This window comes from Rhodococcus sp. YH1 (assembly GCF_009939605.1).
GTDB classification, from domain to species: domain Bacteria; phylum Actinomycetota; class Actinomycetes; order Mycobacteriales; family Mycobacteriaceae; genus Rhodococcus; species Rhodococcus aetherivorans.
On the sequence record NZ_WVTE01000185.1, the window covers coordinates 23971 to 35535 of the forward strand.

12 protein-coding genes are annotated in these 11565 nt (G+C 71.0%); 7 read left to right on the top strand and 5 right to left on the bottom strand.

The genetic code is table 11. The annotated features are described in order from the left end of the window. Positions 1 to 616: 616 nt before the first annotated feature. A complete protein-coding gene (locus AIIKEEIJ_RS14245) occupies positions 617 to 1606 on the bottom strand; it encodes a bile acid:sodium symporter family protein (protein ID WP_029545298.1) in 990 nt (329 codons plus the stop codon). 84 nt (positions 1607 to 1690) lie between these two features. Between AIIKEEIJ_RS14245 and AIIKEEIJ_RS14250 the strand changes: the two genes are divergently transcribed. Beyond that, complete coding sequence (locus AIIKEEIJ_RS14250; protein WP_029545295.1) at positions 1691 to 2548, top strand: LysR family transcriptional regulator; 858 nt, start codon at positions 1691 to 1693, stop codon at positions 2546 to 2548. 81 nt (positions 2549 to 2629) lie between these two features. Here the strand turns inward: AIIKEEIJ_RS14250 and AIIKEEIJ_RS14255 are convergent, their stop codons facing one another. The 3 genes from AIIKEEIJ_RS14255 to AIIKEEIJ_RS14265 form a co-directional block, all read right to left on the bottom strand. Beyond that, positions 2630 to 2836, bottom strand: a complete 207-nt coding sequence (locus tag AIIKEEIJ_RS14255) for a PspC domain-containing protein (RefSeq protein ID WP_029545293.1) — start codon at positions 2834 to 2836, stop codon at positions 2630 to 2632. An 85-nt stretch (positions 2837 to 2921) separates the two neighbouring features. Next, entirely contained in the window at positions 2922 to 3305 is a 384-nt protein-coding gene (locus AIIKEEIJ_RS14260; protein ID WP_029545290.1) for a phage holin family protein, read from the bottom strand. A 112-nt stretch (positions 3306 to 3417) separates the two neighbouring features. Beyond that, positions 3418 to 3765, bottom strand: coding sequence for a PASTA domain-containing protein (locus AIIKEEIJ_RS14265; protein ID WP_029545288.1), 348 nt, complete (start codon positions 3763 to 3765; stop codon positions 3418 to 3420). A 174-nt stretch (positions 3766 to 3939) separates the two neighbouring features. Here AIIKEEIJ_RS14265 and AIIKEEIJ_RS14270 point away from each other — a divergent pair, with 174 nt between their 5' ends. After that, positions 3940 to 4971, top strand: coding sequence for a patatin-like phospholipase family protein (locus AIIKEEIJ_RS14270; protein WP_161995927.1), 1032 nt, complete (start codon positions 3940 to 3942; stop codon positions 4969 to 4971). A 9-nt stretch (positions 4972 to 4980) separates the two neighbouring features. Then, entirely contained in the window at positions 4981 to 5832 is an 852-nt protein-coding gene (locus AIIKEEIJ_RS14275; protein WP_006932928.1) for an alpha/beta hydrolase family protein, read from the top strand. A 10-nt stretch (positions 5833 to 5842) separates the two neighbouring features. Here the strand turns inward: AIIKEEIJ_RS14275 and AIIKEEIJ_RS14280 are convergent, their stop codons facing one another. Further along, positions 5843 to 8038, bottom strand: a complete 2196-nt coding sequence (locus AIIKEEIJ_RS14280; RefSeq protein WP_338020953.1) for a prolyl oligopeptidase family serine peptidase — start codon at positions 8036 to 8038, stop codon at positions 5843 to 5845. Between AIIKEEIJ_RS14280 and AIIKEEIJ_RS33055 the strand changes: the two genes are divergently transcribed. The 4 genes from AIIKEEIJ_RS33055 to AIIKEEIJ_RS14295 all read left to right on the top strand — a co-directional run bounded on the left by AIIKEEIJ_RS33055 (position 7951) and on the right by AIIKEEIJ_RS14295 (position 11520). Beyond that, the gene (locus AIIKEEIJ_RS33055) at positions 7951 to 8439 is read left to right on the top strand and encodes a hypothetical protein (RefSeq protein WP_238406361.1); all 489 of its coding nucleotides are present in this window, start codon (positions 7951 to 7953) and stop codon (positions 8437 to 8439) included. The genes AIIKEEIJ_RS14280 and AIIKEEIJ_RS33055 overlap by 88 nt on opposite strands. A 27-nt stretch (positions 8440 to 8466) precedes the next feature. After that, positions 8467 to 9135: a transposase gene (locus tag AIIKEEIJ_RS33060; RefSeq protein ID WP_338020957.1), complete on the top strand. Its 669-nt coding sequence runs from the start codon at positions 8467 to 8469 to the stop codon at positions 9133 to 9135. Between the two features lie 123 nt (positions 9136 to 9258). After that, positions 9259 to 10575, top strand: a complete 1317-nt coding sequence (locus tag AIIKEEIJ_RS14290; RefSeq protein WP_161995929.1) for a wax ester/triacylglycerol synthase domain-containing protein — start codon at positions 9259 to 9261, stop codon at positions 10573 to 10575. A 105-nt stretch (positions 10576 to 10680) separates the two neighbouring features. Continuing rightward, a complete protein-coding gene (locus AIIKEEIJ_RS14295; protein ID WP_161995930.1) occupies positions 10681 to 11520 on the top strand; it encodes an SDR family oxidoreductase in 840 nt (279 codons plus the stop codon). Positions 11521 to 11565: the final 45 nt, after the last annotated feature.

The following is an 11565-nucleotide window of genomic DNA, read 5'->3' on the forward strand; positions in this document are numbered from 1 at the left end:
CCTTCGGTGACTTCGCCGACATCCTCGGCACGGGCAGCGCGGAGGCCGGTGAGACCACCCAGCAGGCCGTGAGCTGATCGTCGGCCCGAGAGGGAGTCGGAGGGTTTCCCTTCTCGAGCTGCCTCGATCCACAGCACTCGGCCGCAGCGGCACACGTCGTCGCTGCGGCCGAGTGCTGTCCGGGGTTTCCGGTGTGACCGGCCCGTTCCTATCGAGGGGTGATTTTTCCGATTTCTGCGTTCTCGACTCGTGACATGTTGTAACAATGGCGTCGCGGTCGCAGTTCCAGGCCGCGCATCCGTGACACCGACGAAATCAAGGAGGAGTCGCCATGGGGTCTCTCGCGGACATCATCGGTTGGGTACTCGAGAATTTCGATCTGCTGGAGGTTCTGGACTCGCTGAGCGCCGGCGACGACTAGCAGCCACCCACCACCTGGACGGAGAAGATCATGATCGGCAGCCTGCTCGACCTCATCACGCCCATCCTCGAACTGATCGCCGACCTCGGCTCCGGCAGCACGGACTAGTCCCGGGCCCGAGACCGCAGTCGAATCGCAGCCGCAGCCGCAGGATCTCCTGCCGCTGTGGCTGCGGTCGTGAGGTGTCCGGCCGGTTCACACCGCCACGGCCGCGGCGACCGCACGCTTCGCCAGCCGCGCCGCGATCGCGGCACACACCAGCAGCTGGATCTGGTGGAACAACATGAGCGGTAGGACGATCAGCCCGATCGGCTGGCCCGGGAACAGCACCGTCGCCATCGGCAGGCCCGTGGCGAGCGACTTCGTCGAGCCGCAGAACAGGATCGTCGCGCGGTCCTCGTAGGAGAAGCCCAGGCGCGGTGCGCCGAACCACGTGATCGCCAGGACCAGCGCGAGCAGCACGAGGCACACGCCCACGAGGGCGAGCAGCCGCGCGGGCGACAGGCTCGACCAGATGCCCTCGTTCATGCCGCGGCTGAACGCGACGTACACGACGAGCAGGATCGAACCGCGGTCGACGATCTTCAGCGGCCTGCCGTGGGCCTTGACCCACCCGCCGATCCAGCGGCGCACGAGCTGGCCCGCGAGGAACGGAACCAGCAGCATGAGCACGATGTCGAGCACCGCAGAGGCGCTGAACGTCACGCCCTGCGTGGTCATCGTCAGCGCGACGAGCAGCGGCGTGACGAAGATGCCGAGCAGGCTCGACGCGCTGGCGGAGACGACCGCCCCCGGGATGTTGCCCCGGGCCACCGAGACCAGCGCGATCGACGACTGCACCGTCGAGGGCAGCAGGCACAGGTAGAGGACGCCGAGATACAACGGCTCGGTCAGGACCGCCGGCACGAGGACCTTCGTCGCCAGACCGAGCAGCGGGAACACCGCGAACGTGGTGGCGAGGATCGTCAGGTGCAGGCGCCAGTGCTTGAGGCCTTCGAGGGCCTCGTGCGTGGACAGGCGAGCTCCGTAGAGGAAGAACAGCAGGCCGATGGCGATCTTCGAGGCCCACGTGACGGCGGTCAGGGCCGTGCCCTCGGCCGGCAGCAGCGCCGCGATCGCGACGGTGGCGAGGATGCCGACGAGGAAGGGGTCGAGGCGTCCGAGCACGGGGATCCTGGAGAACATGAGTCGACGCTAGGCCACCGCACGCCCATCCAGGAAACCGATCACCGCGATTACTGTCATCACGAATCGTGATTGAATACCGTGGTGTTCGATCCCGTCCACCTGCGCAGCTTCCTGGCCGTGGAACGCGCCCGCAGCTTCACGCTCGCCGCGCGACGGCTCGGCCTGCGCCAGTCCACGGTCAGTCAGCACGTCGGCAAGCTCGAGCAGGCCGCCGGCCGCCGGCTGTTCCTGCGGGACACGCACGCGGTCGATCTCACCGCCGACGGCGCAGCCATGCTGGGCTTCGCCCGGGACATCCTCGATCGGCACGACGCGGCCCGGCGGTACTTCTCGGAGTCGCCGATCAGCGGGCGGCTGCGCTTCGGGGCCTCGGAGGACCTGGTGCTGCACGAACTGCCCGCCATCCTCGCGGAGTTCCGGCGCAGTCATCCGCGGGTGGATTTCGAGCTCACCGTCGCGCTGAGCGAGGACCTGCATCGGCGCCTCGACGACGGGGACCTCGACCTGGTCTTCGGCAAGCGCCGGCCGGGGGAACGACACGGGGAGCTGATCTTCCGGGACCGGCTGGTGTTCCACGCCGCACCGGACTTCGTGGTCGAGCCCGACGGGCCGATCCCGCTGGTGACGTATCCGCCGCCGGCGCTGACCCGCGAGATCGCCCTCGACACGCTCCGGCGCGCCGGACTCGGGGCGCGCATCACCTGCACCACCGACAGCCTCAACGGCCTGCGCGCAGCCGTCCTCGCCGGGCTCGGCGTCGTGCTCCACGCTGCCCGGCTGCCGCCGGCGGGGCTCGTTCCCGTGCGCGCGGGACGACTGCCCGACGCGGGGGAGGTCGAGTTCGTGCTGCTGTCGCGGCGTTCGGTCCTCAACGAACCCGAGCGGGCACTGCGTGCCGTGATCCTCGCGAACGCCGACCGGCTCGGCCGGGACGGCTGACCGTCGTTGTGCGCGGCGTGCGCCCGTTCCGGCCGGCGGAGCGGGCGCACGCCGCGGGGGAGAGCGGTGAGCTCGTCCCTCTCACTCGGGCAGCAGCATCCACAGCGCCAGGTAGACCAGCGCCGCACCGCCTCCGGTGACGAACGCGGCGACCACCACACCGGCGCGGACGAGGTTGACGTCGATGCCGAAGTATTCGGCGAGACCGCCGCACACGCCACCGAGCATGCGCTGCGAGCGGGAACGGGCGAAGGGACGGGGACCGGGGGTGCTGTTCTCGAATGTCATGCGACAAGCGTGCCGCCGCGGGCCTGCCGGCCACATCGGGTGACGCCCCGATTCCTACCCTGATCTTTCGTCTCGGGGTTCGTCCTCAGCGGCGCTTGGCGAGCGTCTTCTTGAAGATCACCAGGGGCAGCAGCATCCGGGCGATCAGCGCGACGGCCCACACGATCACCGTCGCGAGGATCCAGGTCGCCGCGCCCCGGATCTGCAGGCCGTCGCTGACGAGCGAGGTGACGATCAGCGCCACCAGCGTCGAGATGAGCGCGCTGCTGCCCAGGAGCGCAGGGGTCTTGGTCACCGCCAGCTGACGCAGCAGGGGGTCGACGAGCATCGCGGCCACGGTGAACAGGACGACGGCGATGACGAAGGCGACGCCGTCGAGCGTCATGCCGGGCAGGACCCAGGCACCGACGAGCAGCGCCAGAGCGTTGGCGAGCAGTGCGACGACCGCGGACGCGAGCAGACGGACCATGCCAGGAGACTAGTCCCCACCGGCCGGGAGGGTGAACCGACAAGCCGACGAGGCGGGCCGGAATCCCGGCCCGCCTCGAGGCGCCGGATCGTCGGCGCGGCGCGAGAACTCGTCAGATGCAGACCACCGCCAGGCCCACGCCCCGCCAGACCTGCGTCTCGACGCGCTCGAACTCGTCCTTGTCGTGGTTGTACCGCATGTCGATCTCGGTGCGGTAGCCCCTGTCGCGCTGTTCGGTGACGTGGCAGTCGCCGGATGCCGTGCCGGCGCGGTTGACCACGCCGTACGGCACGCCCTGTGCCTCGAGCGCGGCCCGGGCGCTGTGTTCGCTCATGCCGACCACGTTCGGAGCCGGCTGGGCCGCCGCCGCGGTCCCGGCGCCCAGCAACACCGCGGTCCCGGCGCCCAGCAACACCGACGCGGCCGCCGCGCACACGGCCGCGGTGACGGAGGTGCGCAGCAAACCCCTTCCACGGCGGGATCTTTCGGGAACGGAGTGGGAACTGCTCGTGGTGGATGTCATGCCTTTCAGCGTGCCGACCGGCGGGCCGGCTCCACATCGGGTGACGCCCCGATCCCTACCCTGATCTTTCGTCTCGGGGTTCGCGCGCCGTGTGCTCCGTAGGATCTGTGCATGGCCGGACCGACGCGTGTGGCGCTCGCCCTGGGCAGCGGGGGTGCCCGCGGCTACGCCCACATCGGCGTGATCGAGGTGCTCGAGGAACGCGGCTTCGACATCACCGGGGTGGCGGGCTCGTCCATGGGCGCGCTCGTCGGCGGGCTGTACGCGGCGGGCAAGCTCGACGACTACACCCGCTGGGCGACGTCGTTGACCCAGCTCGACGTGCTGCGCCTGCTCGACGTGTCACTGTCCGCGCCGGGCGCCATCCACGCCGAGAAGATCCTCGACAAGGTGCGCGAGATCCTCGGCGACACCCCCATCGAGGGGCTGCGGATCCCGTATACGGCGGTCGCGACGGACCTGGCCGCCGGCCGGTCCGTGTGGTTCCAGCGCGGCCCCGTCGACGTGGCGATCCGCGCCTCCATCGCGATCCCCGGCGTGATCACCCCGTACGTGCTCAACGGGCGGGTGCTCGCGGACGGCGGAATCCTCGATCCGCTGCCACTCGCCCCGATCCTCGCCGCCGGTGCCGACGTCACCATCGGTGTCAGCCTCGGGGCGGAGGAGCGCGACGTCGAGGGCGGCGCCCCGGCCCACGCGAGTGCGGAGCCGCGACCGGTCGACGAGTGGATCGGCCGCTTCCGCCGCAGCGCCGCGCAACTGCTCGAGCGCGACGTCGTCCGCTCGGTGGTCGGTCGCTTCGGCAGCGGGCAGGTGGCACGCAGCGATGCCGTGGAGGACGTGGCGCCCGAGGAGACCGAGGTCGTCGACGATCCGGTACCGGTCCCGAAGCTCAGCCGCTTCGAGGTGATGAACCGTTCGCTCGACCTGATGCAGTCGGCCCTCGCCCGGTATCAGCTCGCCGGGTACCCGCCGGACGTGCTCATCCGCGTCCCTCGCAAGTCGGGACGCAGCCTCGACTTCCACCGTGCGGCCGAGATGATCGCGCTCGGCCGCAGCCTCACGGAGTCCGCCCTCGACGCCGCGGGGCTCGGCGTCGCGCCGGTCCCCGAACCGGCTGACCCGGACACCGGAACCGCCTAGGCTGAGCCGGTGGAGACCGTACCGATCCAGCTGCCGGGCGGCACGACGACGCCGGTCCGCCTGTTTCCCGGTCCGGAACACCCGGCCCGCATCGACGCGCCACGGCCCGTGGTGGTGATCCTGCCCGGCCTCGGCATCCCGGCGGGCTACTACGAGCCCGTCGCCGAGGCGCTCACCGGGCACGGGTTCGACGCCGCGCTCTGCGAGCTGCCCGGGCAGGGCGACAGCCGCCCCCGTCCCGGACCCGACAGCGACTACGGCTACCAGGAACTGGTGGCCGTCGACCTGCCGGCGATGTTCGAGGTGGTGCACGAACGGTTCCTCGACTCCACCCCGTACCTCCTGGGGCATTCGATGGGCGGTCAGCTCGGGGTGCTCTATGCCTCCCGCAATCCCGGACGCCTCGGCGGGCTGATCCTCGTCGCCGCGGGCACCCCCTACTACCGTCACCACGCGGGCATCCGCGGGCCGGGTCTGCTCCTCGGGTCCGCGGCGATGTCGATCACCGCGAGCGTGGCCGGGTTCTGGCCCGGCGATCGGCTCGACGTCGCCGGTTTCGGCCGCCAGTCCCGGCTGCTCATCTCGGACTGGGCGCGCCTGGCCCGCAGCGGACGTTTCGAGCCCCGCGGCGCCGACGTCGACTACGAGCAGCGGCTGGCCGAGCTGAGCCTGCCGGTCCTGTCCGTCACCGTCGAGGGCGACGACATGACGCCCGTCCCCGCCGCCCGGCACCTGCTCGAGAAGATGCCCGCCGCGGACGTGACGACGTGGCACCAGTCCCGGCCGCTGGGGCACAACGGGTGGATCCGCGACAACGCGGACACCGTCGACCGCATCTCCGCCTGGTTGAAGGACCGGTGAGCGCGGCCTCCTACCGGGACAGCATGCGCTCGAGGAACGTGAACGTCAGTGCCGCCTTGAACGCGGCCTGGGCGTTGTCCGCGGCACCGCCGTGCCCGCCCTCGATGTTCTCGTAGTACCAGACCTCGTGCCCCTGTTCCTCGAGCCGGGCCACCATCTTCCGGGCGTGACCGGGATGCACCCGGTCGTCCCGGGTCGAGGTGGTGATCAGGATCGGCGGGTACGCCGCGTCCGGGTCGGTGTTCTGGTACGGCGAGTACTCGCGCAGGAAGGCCCACTCGTCGGGGTCGTCGGGGTCGCCGTACTCGGCCATCCACGACGCCCCGGCGAGCAGCAGGTGATACCGCTTCATGTCCAGCAGCGGCACCTGGCACACGATCGTCCCGAACAGTTCGGGGTAGCGGGTGAGCATCACGCCCATGAGCAGACCGCCGTTGCTGCCACCCTGGATGCCGAGCCGGTCGGCGGTGGTGATGCCGCGCGCGACCAGATCCCGCGCCACCGCGGCGAAGTCCTCGAACACCCGGGGCCGGTTCTCCTTCAGCGCCTGGGTGTGCCACTGCGGCCCGTACTCTCCGCCGCCGCGGATGTTGGCGATCACGTAGGTGTACCCGCGTTCGAGCCACGCCAGGCCCACGCCGCCGCTGTACGCCGGCACCATCGAGTTCTCGAATCCGCCGTAGCCGTACAGCAGGGTCGGCGCCGGGGACGAGGTGTTGCGGCCCACCACGAAGTACGGAACCTGGGTTCCGTCGTCCGAGGTGGCGAAATACTGTGTGACGGTCACGTTCTCGGCGTCGAAGAACGCCGGGGCCTGCTTGATCGACTCCAGCGGGCTGCCGACCGTGCCGGACAGCAGCGTCGCGGGCACGGTGAAACCGCTGGAGTTGAGGAAGAATTCGTCGCTCTCGAGCGGGTCGACGTCGATCACGGAGGTGGAGGTCGCGGCCGGCACGTCCTCGAGGGGCCGATCGGTCCACCCGTCCGCTCCCGGGGTGAGCATCCGCACCTCGGTCTGCACGTCGCGCAGCGCGACCACCAGCAGGTGGTTCCGCGTCCAGGCGTACTGTTCCAGCGAGGTGTGCGCGTCCGGGGCGAACAGCACCGTCATCTCGCGCGACCCGGCCAGGAACTCGGGGTAGTTCGCGGCCAGCAGGGTGCCCGCCGGATGTCCGAGCCACGGCGACCGGGTCCTGATCAGCAGGTGGTCGCGGTACACGGAGACCTTCGCGTCGTCCGGGGCCTCGATCCGGACGAGCTCCCCGTCGGGCCGCAACTCGAAACGGTGCGACGTGTAGAAGTCGATCGCGCGCTCGACGAAACTGCGCTCGAAGCCGGGGGTGCGGTCGTACCAGGCGGAGACGGCGACGTCGGACTTGTCGCCCTCGTACACCGTTTCGGCCGCGGACAGCGGGGTACCGCGGCGCCAGCGCTTGGCCAGGCGCGGATATCCGGAGTCGGTGAGCGAGCCGTCGCCGAAATCGGTGCCGACGTACACGGTGTCCGCATCGATCCAGCCGATGTCGGTCTTCGCCTCCGGCACCGTGAAACTGTCCGGCCCGTCGACGAACTTCCTTGATTCCACATCGAACTCGCGGATCACGGTGGCGTCGGCGCCGCCGCGCGACAGGCCGATCAGGGCCCGGGACTGGTCGGGCCGCAGCACCTGCGCGCCCGACCACACCCAGTTCTCGCCCTCCGCCTCGGCGACCGCATCGAGGTCGACCAGCACGTCCCAGTCCGGGGCGTCGCGCAGGTACTGCTCCATGGTGGTGCGCCGCCACAGACCGCGCACGTGCCGAGCGTCGCGCCAGTAGTTGTACAGGTACTCGCCCCGACGCCGCGCGTACGGAATGCGCGCGTCGGTGTCGAGGACCTCCCGGATCCGGGACTGCAGCGTCTCGAACGCCTCGGTGCGGGTGTACTCGTCGACGGTGCGGTCGTTGTGCGCGCGCACCCACCCGAGTTGCTCGTCGCCGGTGACGTCCTCGAGCCAGAGGTACGGGTCGTTCGTGTCGTCGGTCATCTGGTGTTCGGCGCGGATACTCCCTCGTGCACGGGGGAGAGAAGGCGCCGTCCTCCTCTCGAGGGGTGTGAGGGTGTCGGGGAAACCTGTCGGTGGGTCCGGTTGGCGTGCCCGGTATGGGGGTCGAGGTGGTGCGCTACAACTACCGGTTGCGGCCGGGCAGTATCGCCGAACATGCACTGATGCAGGAGTGGCATCGTTGCCGATTCCTGTGGAACGAGGCGGTGCACCAACACAAGGCCGGTGGCAGGCCTACGCTCGGGAAGCAGGCCAAGCAGTTGACCGAAGCGCGGAAACGCTCGTCGTGGTTGCGGGACGGTTCCCAGGTGGCGCAGCAGCAGACGCTGCGAACCTACGCACAAGCGTTGGAGGCATCCTTCACGGTGCAAGGGCGTGGCCGCCCCAGAGACAAGTCGCGGAAGACGACGTCGCCGTCGCTCGAGTACACCCGGCGCGGCTTCCGGATCCGGGACGGGCGGTTGGTGCTCGCCAAGGGTGTCAGCATCCCGGTGGTGTGGTCGCGGGAGTTGCCGTCGGAGCCGTCGAGTGTGCGCATCACCCGCGATTCGTTGGGGCACTGATACGCCTCGTTCGTGGTGACCCGCGAGGTGGAACCGGCACCGGGAGCCCCGGGCGGTTCCGGGATCGGTGTGGATTGGGGTGTGGCCCGGACCGCGACGACCACCGACGAGAGATTCGACCTGTCCTACGGTGGGCATCGGAAACGCTGCGCGGCGGAGCCGGCGAAAGCCCAACGGAAGACGGCGCGCCGCCGCGGGAAGGGCCACCCGCCGTCGAAGGGCTACCGGCGCGCCCGCACACACGCGGCGAAGATCGTGACGAAGGCCGCGCGCCGGAACCGGCACGAGGCGCGGGTGTGGGCGAAACGTGTGGTCGACAACCATGAGTTGATTGCGGTGGAGGATTTCCGGCCGCGGTTTCCGGCGAGGTCGACGATGGCTCGTCAGGCCGCGGACGCGGCGATCGGGTCGGCGAAACGGGAGTTGATCGAGCGGGGCAGGCGGGCCGGCCGGAAGGTGGTGATGGTGCGACCCGCGTACACGACCATGACGTGTTCGAGGTGTTTCGCGAGAACCAAGCAGCGTCTCGAACTCGCAGAACGGATCTTCCGGTGCCAGGGCTGCGGCTATATCGCATGCCGGGACCGGAACGCTGCCAGAGTGGTTCCGGCTGTGGCGGAGCGTGGCCACACCGGTGTCGACGACGTCGGTCAATCGGATCACCTCCTTCGGGTCGGTGCTGCGGTTGCGGTCTGAGCTGGGAATCTCCTGCCTTCAGGCAGGAGAGGCGTTGAGGGCAATTGTTACCCATCCGGCCCCGGGCGACCCGGTGGGGACCGCGGCGCGCGACGCAAACGCCGCACCCGCCACACTGGCGGCATGCAGCTCCACCCCTCCGACGCCCAGCGGGACTGGCTCGACGACCGCGTCCGCAGCGACCAGTTCCTGCTGTTCTGCTTCGAGGGGCCGGCCGGCGACCCCGACCGTCTGGTAGCGGAGCTGCGGCGACGGGCGTCGGCCGTCGCCGAGCTGCGGCTGCACGCCGTGGCGGTGCCGGGCGATCTGGACTATCCGTACTGGGCGACCGGGCCCGTCGGCGCCGACCGGTTCGTCGTGCACCGGCTGCCGGATCCGTCCTGGCCGGGCGTGCAGGAGGCCCTCGGTGAGCTGCTCACCGGCCGGCTCGACATCCGGGCCTCGCCGTGGCGGCTGCACCTGTTGCCCGGCGTGACGGGGGCACCGCGTTGCGCCGCGGCCGCAACCGTTGTCGTGCTGCAGGTTTCGCACGCCTTCGCGGACGGGACCCGCGCGTCCGCCCTGGCCCGGGCGTTGCTGTCCGGCACCGCCCCCGCCGGCGACGGGGCCCCGGCCGGGCCGGAGGCGCCGGCGGTGCCGGTGATGCTGCTGCGGGCCGCGGCCCGGGTGCCGCTCCAGCTGGGCTCGCTGCTGGTGACGGGGGCACGCGCGGGTCGCGCCGAACGGGAACTGGCCGATCCGGCCGTCCCGCCGCCGGCCCCGGGCTGCCCGCCGAGCGCCGTGAACACCGATCCCGGCCCGCGGCGTGCCGTGCGGACGATCGTGTGCCCGGCGACGGACCTGCGCACGGTGGGGACCGTGACCGTCGGTGCGCTGACCGCGATCGGGTCCGCGCTCGCCGAGTTCCTCGGCGACTTCCCGGCCGACCGGCTCGGCGCGGAGGTGCCCGTCTCCCTCGCCGGAAACGGGTTGTCGCGCAATGCCTACCGCAGCACCGGCGTCCGGCTGTTCGCGCACGTGCGCGATCCCCGTGAACGCGCCGCGGCCATCGCGGACGACCTGGCGCAGCGGCGGCGACGGATCACGCATCCGGCCATGGATCTGCGGGATCGTCCGCTCGCGCACGTCCCGGCCCCACTGCTGCGGTTCGGGCTCGCCCGCGCCGACTTCGGCGCGGTGCCGCGGACCGTCACCGGCACTACGGTCGTGTCGAGCGTGTACCGCGGCGCGGGCGATCTGGTGCTCGGTGGCGCCGTCGTGCGCTTCACCGCCGGGTTCCCGGGCCTGTCGCCCGTCATGGGACTGACCCACGGCGTGCACGGGATCGGCGACGTGGTCACGCTGTCGGTCACGACCAGTCCGCAGGTGCTCGAGCCCGGGGAACTGGACCGGTACGAGACCGTGCTGCGTGCCGCCGTCGCGCAGGTGGCGCGCGCGTAGGGAAGGTGTGCCCGAACCGCCCCGGGCGCTGTCGAGCAACTGCTTGGTTCGGGACGGTTGCGACTGTAGCGTGCCGGTCGGAACCGGATCGACGAGGGAGTGACGATGGGTGTGTATGCGGTGACCGGTGCGGCGTCGGGGATGGGCCGGGCCGCCGCGGATCGGCTGCGGGCAGCCGGTCACACGGTGATCGGGATCGACCTGAAGGAGGGCGACGTCGTCGCCGACCTCTCGACCCCGGCGGGACGTTCCGACGCGGTGCGGCAGACCCTCGAGCGGGCCGGGAACCGGCTCGACGGTGCGGTCCTCGCCGCGGGCCTCGGTCCGGTGCCCGGCATGGAACAGGCCATCGCCCAGGTCAACGTCCGGGGCGTGATCGAGCTGCTCGAGGGGTGGCGGCCGGCGCTCGCCGCGACCGGCAACAGCAAGGTCGTCGTGTTCGGGTCGAATTCGACGACCACCACCCCGGCCGTCCCGATGTCGGCGGTGCGGGCGTTTCTCGCGGGCGACCTGGAGAAGGGCGTGCGGCGGGCGGGCCGGATCCGGCCGGCGGCCGCCCCGTTCACCTACGCCGCGTCGAAGATCGCCGTCACCCACTGGGCACGCCGGAATGCGGTGACCCCGGACTGGGCGGGGTCGGGGATCCGGCTGAACGTCCTCGCGCCGGGCGCGGTGGCGACGCCGTTGCTCGAGACTCAGCTCGCGAGCCCGGAAGGTAAGCGGGTCAGGAGTTTTCCGGTTCCGATCGGCGGGTTCGGTGATCCGGACCGGATCGCCGAGTGGGTGGAGTTCATGCTCTCGCCGGCCGCGGACTTCCTCGTGGGCTCCGTCGTGGTGGTCGACGGCGGCAGCGAGGCGTGGTTCCGTGCCGTCGACTGGCCGCGACCGGTGCCGGTGCGGAAGGTGCTGCGGTACGTGCGGCGGATGCGGAGCTTCCGCCGCTGAGGAAGTGCTTGCGCCCGAGGGGGCGGTTGTCGCGGGCGGCTCTCG